The organism is Bacillus sp. TH30, from assembly GCF_016650875.1.
GTDB lineage: Bacteria > Bacillota > Bacilli > Bacillales > Bacillaceae_G > Bacillus_A > Bacillus_A mycoides.
In genome coordinates this window covers 2,325,019-2,348,814 of the sequence record NZ_JAEKEY010000002.1, presented here as the reverse complement: position 1 = coordinate 2,348,814, position 23,796 = coordinate 2,325,019, and the positions used below count along the sequence as shown (strand labels likewise).

The window sequence follows — 23,796 nt, the reverse complement described above, 5'->3', positions numbered from 1 at the left end:
TCGTCTTAAGTGTAAAAAGTGGGGCGTTCTCGGTATAATAACAAGTGGAGATAAAAGAAACTATAATTAGTAGTAGCTGTAGATAAAAGGAGAATTCGAGATGAAGAAGGTTTTGGGTATTGCTGTAATGGGAAGTATGATCCTTCTAGCAGGATGTAATGGAAATAAAGATACGAAAGAACCGAAAGAAAAGGTAGAGCAATCCACTGAGCAAACAGAAGAAATGAAAGAATACAGCGCAGTACATGAAAAATATGATGCGAAAATAAATAAAGAAATTAATAAGGCGTTACAGTTATTTGAAGTGGCAAAAGAAAAGGGCGGTAAGGAAATAACGAATGCTACATATAAAGAAGATGTGCAAAAGGTAACAACGAGCATGTTAGAAGATATTGATAATATACGTAAAGAAATTCGTGTTCCAAAGTCGAAAGAGCAAGAACATGAGGTATATGTTGGTTTCTTGAATGAATCGGAACAAGCGATGAAAAAATTACAGAAGTTAGCTAAAGAAGAAGATTCATCATTAATTCGTGATATAGAAATTAATTTTGCAACAGCATCGACATACTATAAACGTTTTCAAACAGAAGCGAAAAAATAACCTTGCGTGTGCAAGGTTATTTTTTCTTTTTACCATCTCCGTCTTCATCCTCGGATACTAATATCTTCTGTTCTTCGTGAAATTCTGAAATTGTTTGTCCAGTAATATTATCGAATGGAGTGTAAAAAGAAGTGATGCTTTTCTTTTTAATGAAGAGTTTATCCCGCATTAACGGGCAGTAAGACCCCCACCTCAAAGTTCAATGAAAGCAAAGAAGTTAGGTAGGGGATCAACTGCCCGTAAAAGCCCGATTGGTTCAACTAATAATCAGTGGGGGATGAACAAAACCCCCACTGATTAAAGTTTCACTTTATAGAAGCCGATGATGACAAGTACAAGTATTACGATTGTTAATGGTAATTCTATAGTAGCAAGAAGTAAGGGATCCATCTTATAACTCCTTTAATACAATTTCTTTTTATTATAAGCGAAAGATTGTAATTTCAATAACTAATATAACAGAAAACTGATTTTTCTAAATATATCCAATTTGATTGACTTTTCATTTTTTCAGAATTATAATTCAAAATATACAATTTGAACCAAATAATAATATAGCAATTTACTTATCCAGAGAGGTAGAGGGACTGGCCCTATGACACCTCAGCAGCGGGTTCTGTAACAGGAACACCGTGCTAATTCCAGCAAGCAAGTCTTGAAAGATAAGTGATGGGCCTTCGTTTATTAAGCCTTGATCTTATTTTTTAAGATCAAGGCTTTTTGTGTTTTAAGAAGTAGAGAAGGAGTAATGGAAACAAATATGTCAATAAAACAAAGTAAATCCATTTGTTTAGGGGGTTATTGAAGTGTATGTTATTAAAAAACTATCGGTTATGGTATTCACGCTATGGGTCATTACGACAGTAACATTTTTAATTATGCATATTATTCCAGGGGATCCATTTTCGTCAGATGCGAAAATCTTCCCTGAAGAAGTGATACAAAACATGAGAGCTAAGTATCACCTTGATGAACCGTTATGGAATCAGTATGTTGCTTATTTGGATGGGGTAGTTCATTTTGATTTTGGTGAATCTGTTCAATCAACAGGTCAAGGTGTATCGGAAATTATAACAACTGGTTTTGGACCGTCGGCAATTATTGGTTTACAAGCACTTGTTATTTCATTGTTAGTCGGAATTGCCGCAGGTACATTTGCCGCGCTATATCATGGGAAAGTGATTGATTATAGTGTGAGCTTGCTTGCGATTCTCGGTATTTCTATTCCTAGTTTTATTTTAGCACCACTATTTATACAAGTATTCGCCATACAATTTGAATTACTACCAGTGGCGTCTTGGGGAACATTTGAGCATACTGTATTACCCTCCTTCGCATTAGCGTTAGGACCAATCGCAGTTATTACAAGATTTGTTCGCTCTAATATGATTGAAGTGTTGCAGAGTGATTATATTAAGCTAGCGAGAGCGAAAGGTATACCAATTAAGAAAATCATTATAAGACATGCTCTTCGAAATGCGATTGTTCCGGTACTTACATTTGTTGGCCCATTAATGGCTGGACTTTTAACAGGGACTTTCGTTATTGAAAAAATCTTTTCAATTCCTGGTTTAGGAAAATATTTTGTAGACAGTATTTTCAACCGAGATTACCCGGTGATTATGGGAACAACCATTTTCTATAGTGCGCTATTAATTGTATGTATTTTTATTACAGATATCATTCATCGTATTGTTGATCCGCGCATTCGTTCTATTACGTAAGGAGGGTGATGTTTAAATGGGGGCTTATGAAATTAATGACCAGTTATTAACGAATGAAGAGAAAAAAGAATTAACGATAAATAAAGATCAGCAAACGATTGGCCGGAAAAAGGAAGTGTTTCGCAAGTTTATATCAAACCCTATAGCAGTTTTAGGGGCAGTGACGTTATTACTAATTATTGTTTTCTCGCTTATTGGCGAAAGTTTAACGCCATTTACTGCGAGTGAACAAGTAAAAGAAGCAACTAATTTACCGCCTAGTAGTGAGCATTGGTTCGGAACAGACGATTTAGGGAGAGATATTTGGGCGCGTACTTGGGCTGGTGGGAAAATTTCATTAACAGTTGGATTAGTAGCAGCAGCTCTTGATATAGGGCTTGGTGTACTTATCGGTGGCTTTAGTGGATATGTGAGAGGACGTAATCGTCTTGGAACGTTAATTGATGAGTGGATTATAAGAGGGATTGAAGTGTTATACGGTATCCCATATTTACTGATTGTTATTTTACTATTAATCATTATGAAACCAGGACTTTTTACAATTATTATAGCTCTTGCGTTAACGGGATGGATTGGTATGGCACGTCTCATTCGGGCGCAAGTACTTTCATTGAAACAAAGAGAATTTGTTATTGCAGCAGAGCGATTAGGTACACCTCATATGAAAATTATATACGGACATTTAATTCCAAACTTAACAGGGATTATTATCGTAAATTTATCATTTACAATTCCAGCAGCTATTTTCTCAGAATCATTTTTAAGTTTTATCGGACTTGGAGTACAATCACCAGCAGCGAGCTGGGGCACGATGACAAACGATGCACTCGGGACGTTACTAAGTGGAGAATGGTGGCAACTTTTCTTCCCGGCAATCATGATTGCACTCATCATGTTCGCATTTAATGCGATTGGTGATGGTTTGCAAGATGCGATTGATCCGAAAATCGTAAAACGTAATCGAAAGGAGAAAAAACATGGCACAAATCTTATCTTTAGAAAACGTAACGTTGGCCGTTGAAAAAGAGAATAGTAAGCAAGCAATTGTGAAGCATGTTTCCTTTTCTATTAACGAAGGTGAAATAGTTGCACTTGTCGGAGAAAGTGGTTCAGGGAAAAGTGTTACAGCACAATCAATTATCGGCTTAAATCAAGAATCGATTCATATTGATGATGGAAATATATCTTTCCAATCAAAGGAATTAACGGATTTACAAGAATCAGAATGGAATCAAATTCGCGGGAAAGATATTTCCTTTATCTTTCAAGACCCGCTTTCATCTTTAAATCCGACGATGAAGGTTGGAAGACAAATTACAGAAGTAATTGTGCAGCATGAAAAGAAATCGAAAAAAGAGGCAAAAGAAATTGCAATTAACTTACTAAATGATTTAGGGATACATGAAGCAGAGAAACGCTTTGAACAATACCCGTATCAGTTGAGCGGAGGTATGAGGCAGCGTATTTGTTTAGCAATTGCATTTGCTTGTCACCCGAAGCTCGTTATTGCAGATGAACCTACAACAGCATTAGATGTAACGATTCAAAAGCAAATTATGGAGTTGTTAAAAGAAAGAAAGGAAAAACAAAATACGAGTATTTTATTAATTACACATGATTTGGCACTTGTACGTGAAGTAGCTGACCGAGTAGTAGTTATGTACGGGGGACGTGTTGTTGAAAAAGGAACGATTCAAGAAGTAATTGGCTCACCTAAGCACCCTTACACAAAAAGTTTATTGCAAGCAATTCCGAATATGGATGATTCAGAAAAGGTACTTAGAGCAATTGAGGGAACAACACCTTCAATTGAAACGTTAAATAGTTTTGGATGCCCGTTTGTGAATCGTTGTCCTGTAGCGATAAAAGAATGTATTCATCGCTTCCCAGAGAGAACAACATATTCTGAGGAGCATAGTTCACATTGCTGGCAGCATATTCTGGAGCATAATAAAGCGAAATCAAAAGAGAGGGTGAATGCCTCATGACGACAGATTTAATTACTGTAAAGCAAGTAACGAAAACGTATGGAAATAAAAATAAAGAAATCGCAGCGTTAAAAGGTATATCACTTTCTATCCCAAAAGGAACAACGCTTGGCATTATTGGAGAAAGTGGTTCTGGAAAGACAACACTTGGTAAGCTCATAGCTGGGATCGAGCGTCCAACGTCTGGTGAAATTGATTATAACGGTCAAGTTGTTCACAAGCTGAAGTCAGCTCATAAGCGGGATTTCTTGCAGAAAGTACAGTTCATTTTTCAAGATTCCACAGCTGCATTAAATCCGCGCTGGAAAGTACGCGATATTGTAACAGAAGGCTATATTTCATTCGGTTTAGGCGATAAAGGATTGAAAGATAAGGTCGCAGGTGATGCACTAGAGCGTGTTGGATTAGATAGACGATATATTGATCGCTATCCACACGAATTTAGCGGAGGACAACGTCAACGTATTGCCATTGCAAGAGCGCTATTATGTGAGCCAGAAGTATTAATCCTTGATGAACCAATTTCAGCATTAGATGTTTCACTGCAAATCCAAATTGTACATTTACTGCAAAAGATTCAAAAGGAACAAGGCTATACATATTTATTTATCGCACATGATTTACCGATGGTTCACTATTTATGTGAAAAAGTGGCTGTCTTATATAAAGGAGAACTTGTTGAATTTGGATATACGGACGAAGTATTCCGTAATCCACAACATTCTTATACAAAAACATTATTAGCATCAACACCAAAAATTTCAGGTTAAAGGAGAATGTAGGATGAAGAAGTTTTTATTATTTGTCATTATGACTGTTTTAGCAATAACTTCTGTTGCTTGTGGTAAGAAAGAGACGCAAAAGGCGAGTGCTGGTAAGGGAGAAGGGGATCGATTAGTAACGAATATTAGCAGTGATCCGTATACGCTTGATTCTGCCATTGCGACAGATAGCACGTCAGGTTATGTAATTGGACATTTATTCTCAAGCTTATATACGCAAGATAGTGATGGGAAATATCAAAATGAATTGGCAGAGAAAGAAGAAGTAAATGCAGATGGAACTGAATATACAATCCATTTAAAGAAAGATATTAAATGGTCAGATGGTTCTCCTATTACAGCAAATGATTTTGAATTTGCATGGAAGCGATTATTAAATCCGAAAACGGGTTCTATGAATGGGACAGAAATGTACTTTATTAAAGGAGCAGAGGCATATAATACTGGAAAAGGTGAAGAAGGACAAGTTGGTATTCAAGTCGTTGATCCTCAAACATTAAAGGTAACACTTGAGCACCCAGTTGCTTCTATTAAACAAAAATTAGCAAGTTCATTATTTATTCCATTATCTAAAAAATCAATTGATGATAATAATAAATTAAAAACAGATCCAAAAGAGTTAATTACGAACGGACCATTCACGTTAAAAGAATGGAAGCATAACCAAGCTATTACAGTACAAAAAAATAAAGAATACTATGATAAAAAGGTAACATTAAAAGAAATTGAGTTTCGTATTATTCCAGATTCTAAAACAGCGTACCAATTGTACAAGTCAAAAGAATTAGATTTGCTAAGTAGCTTACCACAAGAGATGATTGAAAAAGAAAAAGGAAACAAAGAATATAAGCGTGTTGCAGGATTCTCATCTTATATTTATTCGTTTAACGTAGAAAAAGAGCCGTTTACAAATGCAAAAGTACGTAAAGCATTTTCATTAGCGGTTGATCGTAAGTTTATCGTTGAAAAACTGTATAAAAATAATGCACAAGAAGCATATGCTTTTGTTCCAGAAGGGGCAAAAACACAAGGTGGTCGTGATTTCCGTAAAGAAAAAGGCGATTACGTAAAATTCGATTCAGCAGAAGCGAAAAAATTATTAGAAGAGGGCATGAAAGAGCAAGGTTGGTCTACATTACCTGAAGTAACATTAAAATTCACTACAGATACACAACATAAAAAAGTAGCAGAAGCAATGCAAGAAATGTTTAAGAAAAATCTTGGTGTAGATATTAAATTAGAAAATAAAGAGTGGAAGAGTTACATCGACACATATAAGCAAAGTGATTTCCAATTAGCTTATATGGGATGGGGCGGCTCTTTATTGGATCCGATTACTAAACTAGATTTATATGCAGGTGATGGTCCAAACAACTATGCAAAATGGCATAATAAAGAATTTGATGCTTTAGTAAAGGAGGCAGAAGTTGAACAAAACGAAGATAAACGTTTTGACCTATTGCATAAAGCGGAAGATATTATGTTTACAGATTCACCGTTAATCCCAATTATATTCCCTTCTGATTCCTATTTGCAAAAAGGATCAGTATCTGGGCTTCAATATTATGTTGGTTCTAAGCCGGATTTAAGATATGCAAAAATAAAGAAGTAGGCAATCGCCTACTTCTTTATTTTATTTCTCTTTTATATTCTTTTTTCGTTCCATCAGAGAATACAACTTCTAAAGCGAATTTTTGGTAGTCTTTATCAAGTTTGAACACGTTTACTACTTGATCAATTACTTCTTGGTCAGGGGTATCTTTATCAAATTTCAACTCTTGTAGAAGTGGGCTTAATTTTGTAATAGCCTCGTCGCCTGTTAATTTTACATCTGCTTTATGGTCTTCAACTTTTGCTTCCATTTTTTTATCGGCTGCTACATTTTTATAATCAGCTTCGTAGTCTTTCTTTGTATCCTGATAGTCCGCTTTTAAATCGAATTCATTGAAGTTTAGCTTTAAATCAGCAGGAGTTTCGTTTTTTGCCTCTTCTGTAGTCTTTTTATTAGAAGTTGTATCTTCTTTTGCAGGAGCTTTACATCCTGTTAATGCAGGTACTAGCATAAGAGCTAATAAAATTGATAGTAAAATTCTCATTATAAATTCCTCCTTATGTAAATTTGTTCTATACAAGTTTTTCCTAATTTCATGTAATTATGTATGTGATGAAAATAAATTATTTTCTTATAGCTTCAAGGATTAATCCGCAATTTAAATCAAAAAGAATTTGTATGTATATGGTAAATTGAAGTTGTGAGGAGGTACTGAAATACAAAAAGAAGCGAAAGAGAATTATTGACAATTATTAGAAAAGTAATATAATCAAAATGTAAGTGATCACTTGCATAAGGAAGAGAGGGTTTTATGGCGCGCTCAAAGACAGCAGAAAAAATTATTCAAGCGGCGATTGAATTAGTGAAAGAAAAAGGATATACGGCAGCAACGACGAAAGAAATTGCAATGCGTGCTGGTGTTAATGAAGTAACGATATTTCGTAATTTTAAAAGCAAAAAGGGTGTTATTGAAGCAGCTGTTGCTGAGTTTTCATATGTACCGCATTTAAAACAGTTTTTGCAAACAGAAATTGTGTGGGAATTAGAAACGGATTTAAAAAACTTAGCAAGGCATTATCATAGATTTTTAAATAGCATAAAAGATATTATTTTTATCGGTATACGTGAGGCGAGAGAATTTCCTGAATTAGATGAGGAAATCTCTAAGATTCCACAAGGATTAAAAGAGGAATTAATAATTTATTTTGCCAAGATGCAGGAACAGGACAAGATTATTCATACAAATATTGAAGCGCAAGTAATGAATTTTATATGGATTAATTTTGGGTACTTTCTATCTAAATTACGTTTTGAAAACCGACTTATGGAAATTGATGATGAGAAATTTATTGAGAATAATATAGTTTTATATGCTAGGGCTTTAAGACCCTAGTATTTATTTAAAATAAAATGCAAGTAAGTACTTACTTGCTAAGTGGGGGAGCGGGAAGATGGATACATTAAAACAGTTTTTAAAACGACCAGGTACATATGTAGGAATGGTAGTTGCATTATCGTTCCAACTTATTTTCTTTTGTGTGTGGCTAACTGCATATGATGGAGTGAATGAAAGAGCAGATCAAATGCGTATCGCTATTGTTAATGAGGATGGAAATATAGGTAGTAAAATAGTAGAAGGCTTACAGAGAAATTTACCATTTCAAGTGAAGAAAGAACAGTCTATGGAAAGAGCAAACGAAGAAATGAATGATCATGTGTACGATATGATTATTGAAATTCCGGCTTCTTTTTCAAAAGATATAAATGAAACAGGAAAAACAAATTTAAACTTCCACATTAATCAAGCGAATGCCATGATGGCGAAGCAGATGATGGAAGGAGCAGCAAAACAAATTCGAGATAATGTAAATAAGGAAATAGCAAGTTATAAGAAACAAGCGATTGTTGGAAAATTACAAGCTATAGGACCTGAGAATGTGGAAGTGATAAAAGGTTTAACAGGAGATTCAATTAGTTTTACAGTTCATAAAGTAAATGATGCAAAAGGATTTTCAGTTAATATGGTACCACTAATGATTGTATTAGCTTCATTTGTAGGAGCAATGATTATGAGTATGGAATTATCAAAAGTTGCAAAAGAAGTAAAGGAAGGTTGGAGTAATTTCGTATCACGACAAATCATTAACGGTACAGTATCAATTTTGCTTGCATGTATTACAATTGGTTTGATGAAAGGATTCCAAATTGAAATGCACGAAACAGTAGGGGGTATATGGGTGTTTCAAGCGATAGTCTTCTTCGCATTTCTTTCATTAACACAAATGTTTATAACTGTTTTCGGAAATGCAGGTATGATTTTTAATATTATCTCTCTATCGTTACAACTTGTAAGTTCGGGTGTAATCGTACCACATGAGATGCTTTCTAAAACATATCAAACGATTGGTGAATTATTTCCCGCAACATACGCAGCGAATGGTTATTATACAATAATATTCGGCGGAGTTAATTTAGAAAAAAATATTATTTCATTATTATTTATTATTTTAGTTACACAATTAGTAGCGGGAATCGCTATAGTTATAAAAGGAATGGCAAAGGGAAGAAGCTCTGTAGTTAAAGAAGCATAAAGTAAAAAAGGTATCCTTCGTGGGATACCTTTTTTACTAGTGTTTATTATTTTACAACTTCTGTCCACTTGTAGTTAAATTCACCGCCGAAGTCAGTTGTTACAAGTCCTTTAATAAATCCGCGTTGTAGGTAAGAACGACCTTGTTGGTATAAAGGAGCAACAGCACCATCTTGTAATAAGATTTTTTCAGCTTGCTTCATTGCTTCCCAGCGACCTTTTTCATCACCAGCTAAATCAGTTTTTACTTTACGAATAAGCTCGTCGTACTCTTTGTTAGAGTATTTATCGAAGTTATAAGCACTATCTGTTGTGAATAGATCTAAGAATGTAATAGGATCTGCGAAGTCAGGGCCCCAGCCATCGATTCCGATTTCGTAATCACCACTTAATAGTAGTTTTAACTGTTGTTTACGTGGTTGAGGTTTTAAAGTCACTGTTAATCCATCTAGATTCTTTTCTAGTTCACCTTTTAAATATTCGCCAGTCTTTTTAGCTAAAGCATTATCACTTGTTAATAGTTCAATTGTTACTTTGTCAGTACCAAGTTCTTGTTTCGCTTTCTTCCAGTTTTCTTTTGCTGTTTTCACATCATCTTTGACTAGATTTCCATTCTCTTTACGGAAGTCATTACCGTCTGGGCTCTTTGCGAACTTCGCAGGAACCATTCCTTCTGCTGGGATTGCACCGTTATTTAAAATTGTTTCTACGTACGCTTTTTTATTCATTGCTTCGTTAATAGCGAGGCGTGCATGTTGATTTTTTAATACTGCATTTTTCTGATGTAGTCGTAAGAATTGGATACCGACTTCAGCGCGTTCCTTGAAGTTGGAATCGTTCTTATACTTATCAACAAACTCTGCAGTTAAAGCAACACGATCAATTTGTCCTGAATCATATAAGTTAACTTCTGTAGATTTATCTTTAACGACATTGAAGTTGATTTCTTCTAGTTTTACAGTTTTAGCATCCCAATAGTTAGGGTTCTTCTTCAATTGGAAGCTTTGTTCATGTTTCCAGTTATCTAATGTGAAAGCCCCGTTGTAAATTAAATGATTCGTTTCTAAACCGTATTTATCACCTTGAGATTTTAAATACTCTTCATTGATTGGTAAGAATGTTGCAAATGTCGTTAAGCTTAAGAAGTAGGGAACAGGGCGGTCCAGTTGTACTTCTAAAGTTTTATCGTCAAGAGCTTTAACGCCTAATTGATCGATTGCTACTTCTTTTTGGTTTATTTGTTTCGCATTTTTTATATCAAAGAATAAGAATGCATATTCAGCAGCTGTTTCAGGGTTAACGGCACGTTGCCAAGCGAAAATAAAATCTTTTGCTGTAACAGGAGTACCGTTTGACCATTTCGAATCACGAAGATGGAATGTATATTTTGTTTTATCGGGACTAATGTCAACTGACTCAGCGACACCAGGGATTGGTTTATTATCTTCTCCCATTGCATACAAACCTTCAAAAACATTTCTCATTACATTCATGGATTCCCCATCCGTCGCTTTTGCAACATCCATTGTTGGAATTTCTGAAGCAAATGATAAGTTAATCGCTTGTTTATCAGGTGCTTTATCGTTCGCTTTTGCTCCGCCTGCATTATCTTTATTTCCCCCACAAGCAGTTAGTAGTAGACTTGCCCCTAAAACAGATGCAACAACAGGTACAACTTTTTTCTTCATTGTTCTTTCCTCCCTAAATGTGTTGTTCGTAACGTCATAATGTCCATGTCTTGAAGTGTAGCTATAGAAGGAGAGAAAACCTATTATAAATATGTGTATATAGGTAATCAGGTGTTCTATATGTATATACATGTTGAACTATAATCTATCGTTATATGTTTCAACTTAGTAGACATTACATTTTGATGGTAAAATATTTTGTTTCTTTGATTATTTAGAATATTAACACTGAAAAGAACTATATGTCAATAATAAAAAGTGGAGTGTTAATTTTTTGGAATAATATATTGAAAAAGCAGATTTCCTCATATTAGGGAATCTGCTTTTAATATATTTTGCTAAAAAAACAATGGGTGTGGATGGGAACACGATAATCTAAGTTGCATTTTATCCCGCATTAACGGGCAGTAAGATCCTCACCTCAAAATTCAGTGAAAGCAAAGAAGTTAGGGGGGATCAACTGCCCGTAAAAGCCCGATTGGTGAGGGCTGATTAAAGTTTCACTTTATTTTTCAATTTTTGCCCATTTGAAGTTTAATTGACCTGCAAAGTCTACTTGCACAATGCCTTTCACATAAGAACGCTCTAAATAAGATTCTCCTTTTTGGTAAAGAGGAGCGATAACAGAGTCCTTAAATAAGATTTTTTCTGATGCTAGTAACGCTTCCCAGCGAGCTTTTTCATCACCAGCCAAGGTAGTTTTAACTTTTTCAATTGTGTCATCAAACTCTTTATTAGAGTAATGATCTAAATTGTAAGGGTTATTTGTCGTAAATAGTTCAAGGAATGTAATTGGATCAGCAAAGTCAGGGCTCCAACCGTCAATTCCAATCTCGTAGTCACCTTTTAATAAGAGTGAAACTTGTTGTTTACGTGGTTGCGGTTTTATATTTACCGTTAAGCCATCTAAATTCTTTTCTAGTTGTCCTTTTAGGAACTCACCAGTTTTCTTCTCAAGGTCACCATCACTTGTTAATAATTCTAATGTTATCTTTTCAGAACCAAGTTCTTTTTTTGCTTTCTTCCATAATTCTTGTGCAGATGTTGTATCAACTTTTGTTAAATCGCCGTTTGCAGTACGGAAGTCTTTTCCATCAGGCCCTTTTGCAAAGTTTTTCGGCACGAGACTAAAGGTTGGTGTAGAGCCATCATTTAATAACGTATTTACAAAAGATTTTCGATCAATTGTTTGATCGATTGCTTGGCGTGCAGAAACGTTTTGAAGTACTTTGTTTTGCTGATTCATACGTAAAAACTGTACCCCTACGTTCGGACGTTCTTTAAAGTTAGCATCCTTTTTATATTTATCAACGAAGTCAGATGTTAGTTTTATACGGTCTAATTGTTTGGATTCGAATAAATTTACTTCTGTTGATTTCTCTTTCACAACGTTGAAATTGATTTCTTCGAGTTTGACATTATCTTTATCCCAATAGGTAGGGTTTTTCTTAAATTTAAAGCTTTGTTCATGCTTCCAATCGCTTAGTGTAAAAGCTCCGTTGTACAAGATTTTGTTATCTTCTAAAGCGTACTTATCACCTTGTGCTTTAAAGAATTCCTCGTTGATTGGTAGAAATGTTGGGAACGCCGTTAAGCTAATAAAATACGGAACAGGGCGCTCTAATTCTACTTCAAACGTATGGTCATCAACTGCTTTTATACCAAGTTGATCGGATGGGAGTTCTTTGCTATTAATTTTTTTAGCGTTTTTAATATCCAGGAATAAAAAAGCATATTCAGAAGCTGTTGCTGGATCGACAGCCCTTTGCCAAGCGAAGACAAAATCTTTCGCTGTTACAGGTGTGCCGTTCGACCATTTTGAATCTCGTAAATGGAATGTGTATTTCGTTTTATCAGCACTTACTTCATGAGATTTCGCAACGCCAGGAACAGGTTTATTACCTTCACCAAGATTGTATAAACCTTCAAATACGTTTCTCATTACTTGACCAGAATCAGTATCTGTAGCACGAGCCGTATCCATTGTTCGAATCTCAGTAGGTGAAGATAAGTTTAAAACTTGCTTACTAGGTGCCTCATCTTTTGCATTTGCTCCGCTCGCTTCGTTTTTATAACTACCGCAACCAGATAATAAAATACTTACTCCTACAACTGATGCAATACCGGGTACAAACTTCTTTTTCATTTGATTTTCCTCCTAAATAGTTAATAAGATTGGATGATGATGAGGGAAATGAAAAACAAAAAACCCCTCTTTTCGTATTGAGAAAGAGGGATTTTTACGTACAAGTTATGCACCCGTATATAAACGAAGTCCCTCATTCTATCTTTCAAGCACAAAGCTTGCAGGAAGTGGCACAGTATTCAAAATGAACCTGCTGCCGAGGTTTCAAAGGGCCAGTCCCTCCACCTCTCTTGATACAATGAGTAAACAAATAAATTTTATTAATTTTTGTGTTTCTTTGATAATTCAAAATCTTACACCTTAGATAATGAAGTGTCAATCAAATGGAATATAGTTTAAATTTTCAGTTTTATTAAAAATAAAAAAACCACTGCATATGGCAGTGGTTTCCCTACTAGAAGTTAAAGTTATCTGGATCTGGACCAACGCGATGATTTTCATTCAAAGCTTGAATTGCTTTCATATCATCCGAGCTTAATTCAAAGTCAAAGATGTTTGCATTTTCAATAATGCGGTGTTCTTTAATAGACTTAGGGATTGTTACAACTTCATTTTGTAGATCCCAACGTAAAATAACTTGTGCAGTCGATTTATTATATTTCGTAGCGATTTCTTGTAATGTTGGGTGATTAAGTAGCTGCCCCTGCATTAATGGTGACCAAGCCTCAAGCTGGATGTTATGTTCTTTACAGAAGGCATGTAATTCTTCTTGTGCTAAACGTGGGTGGTATTCCACTTGGTTAACCATTGGTTTAATTTCTGCAATTTCAAATACGTCTTGCAAATGGTGAATATGGAAATTACTCACACCGATAGCACGAACACGACCAGCTTTATAAAGCTGCTCTAAAGCTTTCCATGATTCAGTGTATTTTCCTTTTACAGGCCAATGTACTAAATATAGATCTAAATATTCTAGACCTAATTTTTCTAATGTAGTTTCAAATGCTTGTAGTGTTGACTCGTAACCTTGATCACTATTCCACACTTTTGAAGTGATGAATAACTCTTCACGAGGAATACCAGATTCTTGAATTGCCTGTCCAACGCCTTCTTCGTTTTTATATATCGCAGCAGTATCGATACTACGGTATCCATTTTTTATAGCTGCTTTTACAGAATCAATTACTTCTGTACCATCTTCAACTTTAAAAACACCCAAGCCGAACCAAGGCATTTTCACGCCGTTATGTAATGTTGTATAGTCGTTTAAACTTGTTAAAGTCATATTAATTCCCCCTAGCTTTTTTATTGGTCGCTTCAACTGCTTGTTGAATGACTTCTGAAAAATTATTTTCATATAGAACTTTTAAGCCTTCAGCCGTTGAACCTCCTGGTGTTGTTACTTGTTCGCGGAGCATAGCTGGATCCTGATTTTGCTGGAGCATAGCGGCAGAGCCAGCAATCATTTGAATGACAAGGTGTTTTGCTGTTTCCTCATCAATACCATAGCTTTTCGTTGCTTCAATTAAACCTTCAGCAAAGTGATAGAGAAAAGCGGGTGCACTACCAGTAACTGCGGTAAGTTGGTGAACTTCCTCTTCGGTACAAAACTGTGAGGTACCGATACCTTTTAAAAGAAGTTGTAACGTTTCTTGATGTGTTTCATCTACAGAATGTCCCGTCGTATATAAGGAGATAGATTTTCCGATTCCAGCAGCTGTATTTGGCATAATCCAAGCAACAGGTGTCCCTTGGGGAAGTCTTTCTTCTAGATAAGATGGTCCGATTCCGGCAGCAACTGTCACGACAAATTGATTAGTTAGAAGAGGGGATAGATCCGCTAATAGCTGTTCATGTGCGACAGGCGGCATTGCTAAAACGATTGTATCTACAGATTTAATATGCTGTTTCCAATCTGTTGTAATCGATAGATCATATTGAGTTTGTAATTGCGTTAGTTTTTCTATGTTACTTCGGTTGGAAATAATAATTTCTTCGATGTATTCTTTACTTGTTGTAAGTAGTCCAGCAAATATAGCTTCTGCCATACGACCGGCACCAATAAATAAAATTCGATGTTTATTAGGCATATCCTTTATTCCTTTCTGATGAGAATATGTTATAAAAAACGATACCATTTTTAAGAGAATTTTGTAAAAAGAAACGGCTTATCGTAAGTGGAATAGATGAGTGGGGAGTTTTACAGGAGAAAATTTATAGTAAGTATAAGAGTTAGTTCTTATACTGTTGATAGGGAGTTTATTACATATCTGGGGAGAGATAAATATGGTTAGAAGTCCACTTTTTTTACTCATTTCTAGTATTATTTGCATATTAGTTGGGTTCTATATCCGATCAAGTTATATTGAAATTTTCGCATCGGTTATGGGGATTATTAATGTTTGGTTACTTGCAAGGGAAAAGGTATCAAACTTTTTATTTGGGATGATTACAGTTGCGGTATTTCTGTATATTTTCACTACACAAGGCTTATACGCAATGGCAGTATTAGCAGCCTTCCAATTTATATTTAATGTGTACGGTTGGTATTACTGGATTGCGCGTAGTGGGGAGGAGAAGGTAAAACCGACAGTTCGCTTAGATTTGAAAGGATGGATTATTTATATACTTTTTATTTTAGTTGCTTGGATTGGTTGGGGATATTATCAAGTCCATTATTTAGAATCGACAAGTCCATATTTAGATGCTTTAAACGCTGTATTAGGATTAGTAGCTCAATTTATGCTGAGCCGAAAAATCTTAGAAAATTGGCATTTATGGATTTTGTATAACATAGTTAGCATTGTGATTTATATTTCAACGGGCTTATACGTCATGTTAGTATTAGCTATTATTAATCTATTTTTATGTATCGATGGCTTGCTAGAATGGAAGAAAAACCATAAAGAGCGAGAACGTGTAAATAATTATATTTAGAAAATAATTGTAATCCAAAACCCCCCTGAAGCATATACGTTTCAGGGGGGTTAAATATAGTGTGAATTTATGCTTTTGTCATACCAAGCAATACAGCGCCGCCGATAATTAAAACACTACCTAGAGCAATAAAGATCAATTGCCGTTTTGTTTTCTTTTCACCTAAGAAGACAATCGCACCGAATGTTGAGATAACGATTCCAGTTTGAGATAATGGGAAGCTTGTCGCTACTCCGACACGTGGTAATGAAAGAAGTAAGAATAAGTTTCCTGTTCCCCAAAGTAAACCAGATACAGCATTACGAATTGCATATTTGTTAAATGGTTTATGTTTAGACGTCAGTACAACCGCACCAACGAACATACCAACTGCCTGTGGTAAAATAGCAGACCAACCATCGATATTATACCAACGAATAATAATTACATATACAAGATAGCCGAAAGTAGAAACAATTAAAGTAAGAAGTCCCTTTTTCAATTGTCCTGGTGGCTGTGCATTTTCTTTATCATCTAGTGATGTGAATACTACACCAACTACGATTAATAGGATTGCAATCGTTCCCAGAACAATCGTTGTAGTAGTAGTCCACTCACGAAAAGCGATAACTCCAAAGATAGAAGTTGCAACAAGTTGCATACCAGTAGAAATAGTTACAGTAGTTGAAACACCTAGTTTTTCAACTGTTTTTAATTGGTTTACTTGTCCTAAAGCCCAGAATAAACCTGAAATAAAGCCAACAATCAAGACTGTCATTGTTAAAGTTGGTTGAGTAAATACATACATAGTTGTTGCGAAGAATAGAGCACCGATTGTCATACCTACCGTTTGGCTATATGCACCACCGCCCATTTTTACGCTTACTAATAAGATGTTTCCCCATGCGATTGCAGGAAGAAGCGCTAATAAAATGTCCATTACAAGACTCCCTTCGGTTTTCTATACCAATATAATTACATATCGTTCTAACGATCGGTAATGCCCCACTAATAGAGTAGAAGATTACCGATCGCTAAAACAGGATGAAGAACTTACGATATAAATGCGTTTTCATTTCTTCACTTTTTGAAACACTTTCATATAATAACAGGAAATTACCTATTTTAGAAAGTGAATTCAAATAAAATGTATATTTAAATAAGAAATAAAATTCAGTCATTAGTTAGGTCATTTTATTTTTCGGGAAATAAAAAAAGCAGCTTTTGTCGAAAACTGCTTTAGGAAGTGGTAATTCGCTTGTTAATGATTTGAATACATAATAAAAATAGTAATGACATGCTAATTGTTATGATGACAAGAGTCCAAGCTAGTTGCATATTACTCGCATCAATAGCCATATAAATCGCCGTTGGAATCGTCTGAGTTTTGCCAGGTATATTTCCTGCAAACATTAAAGTTGCACCAAATTCACCGAGTGCGCGAACAAAGCTTAAAATCATACCGCTAAGTAGTGCGGGGAATGCAAGCGGGAGTGTAACATGTAGAAAAACTTGATATTCACTTGCACCAAGATCGCGCGCGCCATCTTCAATTTGTACATTTGCGATAGAAAATCCTGTTTTTGCTGATTGGTACATGAGCGGAAATGCAACGACTGTAGAAGCAATGATAGCAGCAGTAGATGTAAACATAATGGACTGCTGAAATAATGATTCAATCCACTTTCCAATGGGACTGTTATTTCCAAAAATGATAATTAGAAAAAAGCCGATAACAGTTGGTGGAAGCACCATTGGTAATAAGAAAATAGTTTCTAGTAGTACTTTATATCGCCACGAGGAGCGCGCTAATGCTCGTCCAATAATCGTTCCTAAGATCGTAACGATTATTGTGGCGCACGCAGCTACTCGCAAGGATAGAAAGACAGGTGACAAAATTGCATCAAAGCTCATAGCGATTATGGCAGGATTGTAAATCCATATTTCTTAAAGATAGATTGTGCATCTTTTGATTGTAAATACTCATAGAATGAAGTCGCCTCTTTCTTATGCTTAGATTCCTTTATAACACCTAAAGGATAGTGGATTGGCTCATGAGAATTAGCTGCTACCGCTTCTACAATTTTTACCTTGTCTGAAACGAGAGCGTCTGTTTTATATACAATACCAGCATCAACATTACCTGTTTCTACATATGTTAACACTTGGCGAACATCTTTTGTAAATACGATTTTATTTTGAACGTCATTCCAAAGATTTTCATATGTGAGAGAAGCTTTTGCATATTTTCCTGCAGGTACAGATTCGGGTGTACCAAGTGCGATTTTCTTGATTTTCTCATCCTTTAAATCTTGAAATTTTGTAAGAGCACTATCTTTTGGAACGACTAGAACTAGTTCATTTCCAAGAAGGTTTTTCCCTTCTTTTTCATTAATAAATCCTTTTTTAACAAGAGTTTGGAATTTATCCTCTGCTGCAGAGAAGAATAAATCAGCAGGTGCACCTTGCTCAATTTGTTGTTGAAGTGCACCAGAAGCACCGAAGTTAAAAGAAAGTTTAATGTTTGGTTCTTTCTCTTTATATTGCTTTTCAATTTCTTTTAATGCATCTTGTAAACTTGCAGCAGCTGATATAGTCAGCTCCACTGATTCTCCCTCTTTAGCAGCTGACTTTTCTTCACTTGAACAAGCTACACTGAATATAAGAAGAAAAGAAAGTATAAGTACCCCAATGGATCGTAAAGTAAATTTGTTCATAAAAAATCTCCCTTCGTTTACTAAATTAATTATAACTAAATATAACTAATTATAACTAGTTATAATTGAATATAATTTGAACGATATAGTTGTTTTTAAAAACTAGGAGAAATATTCTTTTCTTTGTTACAATGAAGGAAGAAAGTGAGGAATCGTCTATGGATCATCATTCCTACACAACGGAAGAAGTAGCAAAGCAATTAAAAGTATCAAAATTAACTGTATACGACCTAATTAAAAAAGGAGAACTTCCTTCTTATAGGGTTGGTAGACAAATGCGCATTGATGCAGCTGATTTAGAACAATATATAAAGCAAATGAAAACAGGGAAGGTACAATTTACTCCTGTAAAGAAGGACGAAATTAGTAGTTCGAATACACGCATCATTAGTGGTCAAGAACTAACGTTAGATATGTTGGCAAAGCATATAGAAAATCGATTGCCAAATTCTAATATATTGAGAGCGTATCAAGGTAGTTTAACGAGTTTAGTGAAGATGTACCAAGGAGAAGGAAGCGTCGTTAGTTTACACTTATTTGATGGTGAAACGGGTACATATAATGTTCCTTACGTAAAACGTATTTTAGTTGGACAACCATATATTATGATGAATTTATTAGCAAGAAATGTTGGATTTTATGTGCAAAAAGGGAACCCACAAAATATAAAAACATGGGCTGATTTAGCTCAGTCATCTATACGATTTGTAAATCGAGAAAAAGGTTCTGGTATTAGGGTGTTAGTAGATGAGCAATTGCGAATTCAAAAATTAAGTAAAGAAGATATTAACGGGTATGAATGGGAAGAATCGAATCACCTTGGCGTTGCCTCGCAAGTCGCGAATGGAAAAGCTGATGTTGGGGTAGGATCAGAAAAGTTTTCCCAAATTGTGAACGTAGACTTTATTCCAATAATGAAAGAACAGTATGATTTAGTACTTCTGAAGAATAAAGAAAATGAGGAACTTATTGAGGTTATAAAAGAGGTTTTGCAATCTGAAGAGTTTCATAATGAATTAAAAGCAATTGGTGGATATGATATAAGCAAAACAGGCCAAATTATATATGAAACAAACTAAAAGGCTGCTTGTCTATAAGACGAGCAGCCTTTTCTATATATAAAGGGGTTGGGGGAAACAAAGTGTTAAATAAGACTTTGAGCAAGTGCATAAATGAATGCAGTAAGAAGAGTAGCTCCACTTGCAAGTCCGATAAAGTCTGATTTGTTGAAAGTAAGGTTGTTCATTATAATCTCTCCTTATTTGTTTAATGTAGTTGCAACTGCTTTTGCATCGACAAGTGCGGATAGCACCATGCCCATTGTATTGAAAAATTTGTTTGATTTCATTTTGTTCATCATGCGTATCCGCTCCTTTTCGAATTGTTATTGCCCTGCTTACTGTCTTAATTATATGAAATATGGCCGCCTGCAACTATCGAATTAGCTTACGGGAGGATTACACTTTTGTAAGAAAAAAAGACATTCATGTAAGAATGTCTTTTAAAGCATATTGATATGATGGTGCTCTTTAATTGTTTTTAAAAAGCTGCGCATCGAATTGGTCATGTAACTATCTTTAAGGCGTATGAAAACAGTTGAAATACTGCCGTATTTCTCCGGAATTGGATGGCAGTGGACTTTACCTGCTGTAGAAAGGTGCTGCACCGCAGACTGGGGGACGAGTGTAATCCCAAGACCGAGCGCTACGCTATTTAATATAGTTTCTAATATGTTAAATTCCATAATTCTTTTTGGTAGCAAACCTTCATCTTTAAGCCATCGTTCAAGCTTGGAACGGTATCCACATCCTTGATTAAAAACGAGTAGGGGCGTCGTAGTAAATTCTTCTATATGAAAAGCTTTATTTTGTGTAACAAGCATTAATTTCTCAGTACTAACATCGTATTGTTCAATTAGTGGATGTTTAATAGGACCTGATATAAAGGCGCCATCTAATTGGTGATCGAGTACTTCTCTAATAAGCTCTTCCGTTAGACCAGCTTGTAATGATAAATCGACATTTGGATAGCTTTTGTAGTAAGAAGACAAAATGGTAGGCAATGTACTGACTGTTTCGACTGTACCGATTTTTAATATGCCAGATGGTGTTTCACTATCTAAAAACACTTGTTTTAGCTCTTCAACATCTTGCAAAATTTTATGAACGTAAACGAGCATTTTTCTTCCTTCAGCTGTTAAAGTCATGCCTCGCTTATGACGGTAAAAGAGAGGTGTTTTCAGCTCGTTTTCTAATTGTTTAATACGTGCGGTTACATTTGATTGTACGTAATTTAATTCCTTTGCTGCGCCGCTTACACTACCGCGGTCGGCAACGCTCTGGAAGATTTGTAAGTCTCGTAATTCCATTTTATGCTCCTCCTTGATGTTAACTATCATTATAAATGATAGTTAACATCATTTTGAATCATTTTACGTGATATATTTTTTCTTTTACAATTCTCTTTGTGCAAATAGAAAGAAGCGGGGGATTGTGGTGAGAAAAGGTCAAATGATAATAGGTGCTTTGGCATGTTTAATTGCAAGTATGTCATGGGGAGCGATGTTTCCGGTTGCTGATCATGCACTAGAATACATAGATCCATTTTATTTTTCGTTTATTCGTTATGGTGCGGTAGCAATTGTACTGATTGTATTATTGCTAATGAAAGAAGGAAAGAAAGCATTTCGCTTAGAAGGAAGAGGAAAGTTACTCGTCTTTTTTGGAACAATGGCGTTTACCGTATATAATGTATTAATTTTTCTAGGACAAATGTTAATGGGAAAATCAGGTGTGATGGTAGCTTCTATTATGGAGGCGCTTATGCCGATGATTTCAATTTGTATTTTATGGGGATATAAAAATATAAAGCCGAAGAAGTATATGATAACGAGCATGATTATCGCATTTGTAGGAGCTGTATTTGTTATTACGAAAGGTGATATGAGTTTCTTTTTAACATTGAAAGATAACATGTTTTCGCTAGCATTTATATTTGTTGGTGTTGTAGGATGGGTAATTTATACGATGGGTGGTCAAACGTGTAGCGATTGGTCAACATTACGCTATTCTACTTTGACGTGTGTATTGGGTACAACTGTCACAGGGATTATAACTGTAGTCATTACAGTGCTTGGATATGTGTCTGTTCCAAGTATGGAAACGATTTCTATTGTGAAGTATGATTTGTTATTTATGATGACATTACCAGGTATCGTAGCACTACTTGCTTGGAACTACGGTGTGAAAATCTTATCATCCATTAATGGTATTTTATTTATTAACTTTGTGCCAATTACTACGTTAGTTATTATGATGATACAAGGGTATAAAATAACGACATTTGATATTGTAGGAACATTATTTGTTATTGCAGCGCTTATTCGTAATAATGTTTGTCAGAGAAAAGAAGAAAATATAAATAAACAAATTTTGCAAGAAAAGCAATTGCGTCAAGCTGTTTAATAGGCAACTGGAGGATTTTATATGTTAGAAAGTTTATTGTTTTTCTTTGCTGCTGGAGTTGCCTGCGAGCTTGCAGCAATTAATCGAAACGGTCGTGAAAATATAAAACAACAAGCTGAACTGATACAGCTTTTAAAAGACTTGAAGGAAAGAAAAAATTAAAAAGACGACCGGGCATAGACGGTCGTCTTTTCTATTATTATTTATATAAAGGGGAAAGGGGACACAAAGTTATATAAGCGTAGCAGCGTAAATGAAAGCAGTAAGAAGAATCGAGCCGCTAGCTAGTCCTAAAAAATCTAATTTATTAAAAGTCATGTTATTCATTATAAATTCTCCTTACTTGTTTAATGTAGAAGCAACAGCTTTTGCATCGATAAGAGCGGAAAATACTATGCACATTGTATTTAAGAAATTGTTCGTTTTCATTTTGTTCATCATATAGATCCGCTCCTTTTCAAATGGTTGTTGTTACTTTCTGACTTAATTGTATAAGATAGTGGAGGGAGCCACTATCGAATTAGCTTACAAGAAAATTACACTTTTGTAAGAATTGAAATTTAACAATAAATACTTATTTTTATTACCAACTCCTAAAACTTAGTGTTATAATCGTTGTAAGAAAATGATTATACTTCGGATATTCAGAAAGGAACGAAACAAATGTATAAACCAATTACATTTTCGTTGAAATATATATTTAAAATGGCTGGGAAGGTAGAAGTACAAGGGAGAGAGAAATTACCGGAAGATGGCCCTTACGTTGTTGCGTGTACACATACAAGTTTTATGGATGTTTTAATGCTAGCGGCAGGAATGTACCCAACCCAAATTCATTACATGGCAAAAAAAGAATTGTTTGAAGGGAAATTTAAAAATTGGTTTTTTAAAAATGTAAATGCATTCCCTGTAGACCGTGCGAATCCAGGGCCAAGCACATTAAAAATTCCATCACGTTTATTAAAAGAAGGAAAAGTAGTAGGGATTTTCCCGAGTGGGACGAGGTCATCAGAAGACGTTTCACTAAAAGCTGGGGCTGTTACGATTGCAATGCGTTCTAATGTTCCGTTAATACCGGCAGCTTATGTTGGTCCATCAAGTATAAAAGAATTGATAAAAGGAAAAAAAGCGCGATTAGTTTTTGGAGACCCAATTCAAATCGATGCTGAAGAACAAATAGACCGAAAAACGGCTATGAAAATGATGACAGATGAATTAAATGCAAAGTTTGAAGAACTAAAGGAAGTTTTGCAGCCAAATCAAAAATAAGAAAAGACGATCGTGCATAGACGGTCGTCTTTTCTATTATTATTTATATAAAGGGGAAAGGGGACACAAAGTTATAGTGTAGCAGCGTAAATGAAAGCAGTAAGAAGAACCGTGCCGCTAGCTAGTCCTAAAAAATCTAATTTATTAAAAGTGATGTTGTTCATAATGCATTCTCCTTACTTGTTTAATGTAGAAGCAACAGCTTTTGCATCGATAAGAGCGGAAAATACCAAGCTCATTGTATTTAAGAAATTGTTCGTTTTCATTTTGTTCATCATATAGATCCGCTCCTTTTCAAATGGTTGTTGCCCTGTTTCTGACTTAATTATATGAAATGTTGCGGAGAGTCACTATCGAATTAGCTTACAGGAAAATTACACTTTTGTAAGAAAAACGAATGAAAGTGTCATGAT

26 protein-coding genes and 2 riboswitches are annotated in these 23,796 nt (G+C 35.1%); of the genes, 13 read left to right on the top strand and 13 right to left on the bottom strand.

Annotation, left to right across the window (positions count from 1 at the left end; all coding sequences use genetic code 11):
- Window positions 1-100 precede the first annotated feature (100 nt).
- The gene (locus JFU20_RS14130) at window positions 101-604 is read left to right on the top strand and encodes a hypothetical protein (protein ID WP_002139912.1); all 504 of its coding nucleotides are present in this window, start codon (window positions 101-103) and stop codon (window positions 602-604) included.
- A 16-nt stretch (window positions 605-620) separates the two neighbouring features.
- Here the strand turns inward: JFU20_RS14130 and JFU20_RS14125 are convergent, their stop codons facing one another.
- Window positions 621-773, bottom strand: a complete 153-nt coding sequence (locus JFU20_RS14125; RefSeq protein ID WP_002009827.1) for a DUF3951 domain-containing protein — start codon at window positions 771-773, stop codon at window positions 621-623.
- A gap of 394 nt (window positions 774-1,167) precedes the next feature.
- A riboswitch (SAM riboswitch) is annotated at window positions 1,168-1,273 on the top strand.
- Window positions 1,274-1,410: 137 nt separating this feature from the next.
- Between JFU20_RS14125 and JFU20_RS14120 the strand changes: the two genes are divergently transcribed.
- The 5 genes from JFU20_RS14120 to JFU20_RS14100 are packed head-to-tail and all read left to right on the top strand — an operon-like array spanning window position 1,411 to window position 6,710.
- Window positions 1,411-2,328: an ABC transporter permease gene (locus tag JFU20_RS14120; protein ID WP_002140132.1), complete on the top strand. Its 918-nt coding sequence runs from the start codon at window positions 1,411-1,413 to the stop codon at window positions 2,326-2,328.
- A 16-nt stretch (window positions 2,329-2,344) separates the two neighbouring features.
- Window positions 2,345-3,349 (top strand): ABC transporter permease, encoded by a 1,005-nt coding sequence (locus JFU20_RS14115; RefSeq protein WP_002009949.1) that lies wholly within the window; start codon window positions 2,345-2,347, stop codon window positions 3,347-3,349.
- Entirely contained in the window at window positions 3,306-4,316 is a 1,011-nt protein-coding gene (locus JFU20_RS14110) for an ABC transporter ATP-binding protein (protein WP_002091444.1), read from the top strand. Before JFU20_RS14115 ends, JFU20_RS14110 begins: the two co-directional genes overlap by 44 nt.
- Window positions 4,313-5,086, top strand: a complete 774-nt coding sequence (locus JFU20_RS14105; protein ID WP_033715567.1) for an ABC transporter ATP-binding protein — start codon at window positions 4,313-4,315, stop codon at window positions 5,084-5,086. Before JFU20_RS14110 ends, JFU20_RS14105 begins: the two co-directional genes overlap by 4 nt.
- A 13-nt stretch (window positions 5,087-5,099) precedes the next feature.
- Window positions 5,100-6,710 (top strand): peptide ABC transporter substrate-binding protein, encoded by a 1,611-nt coding sequence (locus tag JFU20_RS14100; RefSeq protein ID WP_002009945.1) that lies wholly within the window; start codon window positions 5,100-5,102, stop codon window positions 6,708-6,710.
- A 16-nt stretch (window positions 6,711-6,726) separates the two neighbouring features.
- Here JFU20_RS14100 and JFU20_RS14095 read toward each other — a convergent pair whose 3' ends face one another.
- Window positions 6,727-7,194, bottom strand: coding sequence for a YusW family protein (locus JFU20_RS14095; RefSeq protein ID WP_002009944.1), 468 nt, complete (start codon window positions 7,192-7,194; stop codon window positions 6,727-6,729).
- A gap of 267 nt (window positions 7,195-7,461) precedes the next feature.
- Between JFU20_RS14095 and JFU20_RS14090 the strand changes: the two genes are divergently transcribed.
- Together JFU20_RS14090 and JFU20_RS14085 are read left to right on the top strand one after the other, a co-directional pair.
- The gene (locus JFU20_RS14090) at window positions 7,462-8,043 is read left to right on the top strand and encodes a TetR/AcrR family transcriptional regulator (protein ID WP_000124368.1); all 582 of its coding nucleotides are present in this window, start codon (window positions 7,462-7,464) and stop codon (window positions 8,041-8,043) included.
- A gap of 58 nt (window positions 8,044-8,101) precedes the next feature.
- A complete protein-coding gene (locus JFU20_RS14085) occupies window positions 8,102-9,241 on the top strand; it encodes a YhgE/Pip domain-containing protein (RefSeq protein ID WP_002009942.1) in 1,140 nt (379 codons plus the stop codon).
- A gap of 46 nt (window positions 9,242-9,287) precedes the next feature.
- Here JFU20_RS14085 and JFU20_RS14080 read toward each other — a convergent pair whose 3' ends face one another.
- The 4 genes from JFU20_RS14080 to proC form a co-directional block, all read right to left on the bottom strand.
- Window positions 9,288-10,928 (bottom strand): peptide ABC transporter substrate-binding protein, encoded by a 1,641-nt coding sequence (locus JFU20_RS14080; protein ID WP_201038704.1) that lies wholly within the window; start codon window positions 10,926-10,928, stop codon window positions 9,288-9,290.
- A 505-nt stretch (window positions 10,929-11,433) separates the two neighbouring features.
- Window positions 11,434-13,074 carry a peptide ABC transporter substrate-binding protein gene (locus JFU20_RS14075; RefSeq protein WP_002009939.1) on the bottom strand — a complete coding sequence of 547 codons (1,641 nt, stop codon included), beginning with the start codon at window positions 13,072-13,074 and terminating at the stop codon, window positions 11,434-11,436.
- Between the two features lie 135 nt (window positions 13,075-13,209).
- Window positions 13,210-13,314: riboswitch (SAM riboswitch) on the bottom strand.
- Window positions 13,315-13,468: 154 nt separating this feature from the next.
- On the bottom strand, window positions 13,469-14,302 hold the full coding sequence (locus JFU20_RS14070) for an aldo/keto reductase (RefSeq protein WP_002009935.1): 834 nt from the start codon (window positions 14,300-14,302) through the stop codon (window positions 13,469-13,471).
- 1 nt (window position 14,303) lies between these two features.
- Window positions 14,304-15,107 (bottom strand): pyrroline-5-carboxylate reductase, encoded by an 804-nt coding sequence (gene proC, locus JFU20_RS14065; protein WP_002009930.1) that lies wholly within the window; start codon window positions 15,105-15,107, stop codon window positions 14,304-14,306.
- A 196-nt stretch (window positions 15,108-15,303) separates the two neighbouring features.
- Here proC and pnuC point away from each other — a divergent pair, with 196 nt between their 5' ends.
- Window positions 15,304-15,954 carry a nicotinamide riboside transporter PnuC gene (gene pnuC, locus JFU20_RS14060; protein ID WP_002009928.1) on the top strand — a complete coding sequence of 217 codons (651 nt, stop codon included), beginning with the start codon at window positions 15,304-15,306 and terminating at the stop codon, window positions 15,952-15,954.
- A gap of 67 nt (window positions 15,955-16,021) precedes the next feature.
- Here pnuC and JFU20_RS14055 read toward each other — a convergent pair whose 3' ends face one another.
- The 3 genes from JFU20_RS14055 to modA all read right to left on the bottom strand — a co-directional run bounded on the left by JFU20_RS14055 (window position 16,022) and on the right by modA (window position 18,650).
- Window positions 16,022-16,873, bottom strand: a complete 852-nt coding sequence (locus JFU20_RS14055) for a GRP family sugar transporter (RefSeq protein WP_002009926.1) — start codon at window positions 16,871-16,873, stop codon at window positions 16,022-16,024.
- A 299-nt stretch (window positions 16,874-17,172) separates the two neighbouring features.
- On the bottom strand, window positions 17,173-17,847 hold the full coding sequence (gene modB, locus JFU20_RS14050; protein ID WP_002009923.1) for a molybdate ABC transporter permease subunit: 675 nt from the start codon (window positions 17,845-17,847) through the stop codon (window positions 17,173-17,175).
- Window positions 17,848-17,852: 5 nt separating this feature from the next.
- Window positions 17,853-18,650: a molybdate ABC transporter substrate-binding protein gene (gene modA, locus JFU20_RS14045; protein ID WP_002009922.1), complete on the bottom strand. Its 798-nt coding sequence runs from the start codon at window positions 18,648-18,650 to the stop codon at window positions 17,853-17,855.
- A 131-nt stretch (window positions 18,651-18,781) separates the two neighbouring features.
- Between modA and JFU20_RS14040 the strand changes: the two genes are divergently transcribed.
- Complete coding sequence (locus JFU20_RS14040; protein ID WP_002009921.1) at window positions 18,782-19,729, top strand: substrate-binding domain-containing protein; 948 nt, start codon at window positions 18,782-18,784, stop codon at window positions 19,727-19,729.
- A 65-nt stretch (window positions 19,730-19,794) separates the two neighbouring features.
- Here the strand turns inward: JFU20_RS14040 and JFU20_RS14035 are convergent, their stop codons facing one another.
- Together JFU20_RS14035 and JFU20_RS14030 are read right to left on the bottom strand one after the other, a co-directional pair.
- Complete coding sequence (locus JFU20_RS14035; RefSeq protein WP_002167141.1) at window positions 19,795-19,896, bottom strand: DUF3948 family protein; 102 nt, start codon at window positions 19,894-19,896, stop codon at window positions 19,795-19,797.
- A 255-nt stretch (window positions 19,897-20,151) separates the two neighbouring features.
- Window positions 20,152-21,018 carry a LysR family transcriptional regulator gene (locus JFU20_RS14030; protein ID WP_002009919.1) on the bottom strand — a complete coding sequence of 289 codons (867 nt, stop codon included), beginning with the start codon at window positions 21,016-21,018 and terminating at the stop codon, window positions 20,152-20,154.
- Between the two features lie 127 nt (window positions 21,019-21,145).
- Here JFU20_RS14030 and JFU20_RS14025 point away from each other — a divergent pair, with 127 nt between their 5' ends.
- Window positions 21,146-22,114, top strand: a complete 969-nt coding sequence (locus JFU20_RS14025) for a DMT family transporter (RefSeq protein ID WP_002167140.1) — start codon at window positions 21,146-21,148, stop codon at window positions 22,112-22,114.
- Between the two features lie 21 nt (window positions 22,115-22,135).
- Window positions 22,136-22,276 (top strand): YrzO family protein, encoded by a 141-nt coding sequence (locus JFU20_RS14020; RefSeq protein ID WP_002009916.1) that lies wholly within the window; start codon window positions 22,136-22,138, stop codon window positions 22,274-22,276.
- Window positions 22,277-22,345: 69 nt separating this feature from the next.
- Here the strand turns inward: JFU20_RS14020 and JFU20_RS14015 are convergent, their stop codons facing one another.
- Window positions 22,346-22,441, bottom strand: a complete 96-nt coding sequence (locus JFU20_RS14015; RefSeq protein WP_002124767.1) for a DUF3948 family protein — start codon at window positions 22,439-22,441, stop codon at window positions 22,346-22,348.
- A 336-nt stretch (window positions 22,442-22,777) separates the two neighbouring features.
- Here JFU20_RS14015 and JFU20_RS14010 point away from each other — a divergent pair, with 336 nt between their 5' ends.
- Complete coding sequence (locus JFU20_RS14010) at window positions 22,778-23,383, top strand: lysophospholipid acyltransferase family protein (RefSeq protein WP_002091412.1); 606 nt, start codon at window positions 22,778-22,780, stop codon at window positions 23,381-23,383.
- Window positions 23,384-23,454: 71 nt separating this feature from the next.
- On the opposite strand, the gene JFU20_RS14005 is transcribed toward JFU20_RS14010, so the two are convergent.
- Entirely contained in the window at window positions 23,455-23,547 is a 93-nt protein-coding gene (locus JFU20_RS14005; RefSeq protein WP_012260201.1) for a DUF3948 family protein, read from the bottom strand.
- Window positions 23,548-23,796 lie beyond the last annotated feature (249 nt).

What these genes read in the sequence shown, in the direction of transcription:
- pnuC (WP_002009928.1), top strand. Translation starts at nt 15,304, where the DNA reads ATGGTTAGAAGTCCACTTTTTTTACTCATTTCTAGTATTATTTGCATA.
- JFU20_RS14125 (WP_002009827.1), bottom strand. Translation starts at nt 773, where the DNA reads ATGCGGGATAAACTCTTCATTAAAAAGAAAAGCATCACTTCTTTTTAC.
- JFU20_RS14080 (WP_201038704.1), bottom strand. Translation starts at nt 10,928, where the DNA reads ATGAAGAAAAAAGTTGTACCTGTTGTTGCATCTGTTTTAGGGGCAAGT.
- JFU20_RS14115 (WP_002009949.1), top strand. Translation starts at nt 2,345, where the DNA reads ATGGGGGCTTATGAAATTAATGACCAGTTATTAACGAATGAAGAGAAA.
- JFU20_RS14015 (WP_002124767.1), bottom strand. Translation starts at nt 22,441, where the DNA reads ATGAATAACATGACTTTTAATAAATTAGATTTTTTAGGACTAGCTAGC.
- JFU20_RS14105 (WP_033715567.1), top strand. Translation starts at nt 4,313, where the DNA reads ATGACGACAGATTTAATTACTGTAAAGCAAGTAACGAAAACGTATGGA.
- JFU20_RS14110 (WP_002091444.1), top strand. Translation starts at nt 3,306, where the DNA reads ATGGCACAAATCTTATCTTTAGAAAACGTAACGTTGGCCGTTGAAAAA.
- JFU20_RS14100 (WP_002009945.1), top strand. Translation starts at nt 5,100, where the DNA reads ATGAAGAAGTTTTTATTATTTGTCATTATGACTGTTTTAGCAATAACT.
- JFU20_RS14020 (WP_002009916.1), top strand. Translation starts at nt 22,136, where the DNA reads ATGTTAGAAAGTTTATTGTTTTTCTTTGCTGCTGGAGTTGCCTGCGAG.
- JFU20_RS14075 (WP_002009939.1), bottom strand. Translation starts at nt 13,074, where the DNA reads ATGAAAAAGAAGTTTGTACCCGGTATTGCATCAGTTGTAGGAGTAAGT.
- modB (WP_002009923.1), bottom strand. Translation starts at nt 17,847, where the DNA reads ATGAGCTTTGATGCAATTTTGTCACCTGTCTTTCTATCCTTGCGAGTA.
- modA (WP_002009922.1), bottom strand. Translation starts at nt 18,650, where the DNA reads ATGAACAAATTTACTTTACGATCCATTGGGGTACTTATACTTTCTTTT.
- JFU20_RS14010 (WP_002091412.1), top strand. Translation starts at nt 22,778, where the DNA reads ATGTATAAACCAATTACATTTTCGTTGAAATATATATTTAAAATGGCT.
- JFU20_RS14085 (WP_002009942.1), top strand. Translation starts at nt 8,102, where the DNA reads ATGGATACATTAAAACAGTTTTTAAAACGACCAGGTACATATGTAGGA.
- JFU20_RS14040 (WP_002009921.1), top strand. Translation starts at nt 18,782, where the DNA reads ATGAAGGAAGAAAGTGAGGAATCGTCTATGGATCATCATTCCTACACA.
- JFU20_RS14030 (WP_002009919.1), bottom strand. Translation starts at nt 21,018, where the DNA reads ATGGAATTACGAGACTTACAAATCTTCCAGAGCGTTGCCGACCGCGGT.
- JFU20_RS14090 (WP_000124368.1), top strand. Translation starts at nt 7,462, where the DNA reads ATGGCGCGCTCAAAGACAGCAGAAAAAATTATTCAAGCGGCGATTGAA.
- proC (WP_002009930.1), bottom strand. Translation starts at nt 15,107, where the DNA reads ATGCCTAATAAACATCGAATTTTATTTATTGGTGCCGGTCGTATGGCA.
- JFU20_RS14070 (WP_002009935.1), bottom strand. Translation starts at nt 14,302, where the DNA reads ATGACTTTAACAAGTTTAAACGACTATACAACATTACATAACGGCGTG.
- JFU20_RS14035 (WP_002167141.1), bottom strand. Translation starts at nt 19,896, where the DNA reads ATGAACAACCTTACTTTCAACAAATCAGACTTTATCGGACTTGCAAGT.
- JFU20_RS14055 (WP_002009926.1), bottom strand. Translation starts at nt 16,873, where the DNA reads ATGGACATTTTATTAGCGCTTCTTCCTGCAATCGCATGGGGAAACATC.
- JFU20_RS14005 (WP_012260201.1), bottom strand. Translation starts at nt 23,547, where the DNA reads ATGAACAACATCACTTTTAATAAATTAGATTTTTTAGGACTAGCTAGC.
- JFU20_RS14095 (WP_002009944.1), bottom strand. Translation starts at nt 7,194, where the DNA reads ATGAGAATTTTACTATCAATTTTATTAGCTCTTATGCTAGTACCTGCA.
- JFU20_RS14130 (WP_002139912.1), top strand. Translation starts at nt 101, where the DNA reads ATGAAGAAGGTTTTGGGTATTGCTGTAATGGGAAGTATGATCCTTCTA.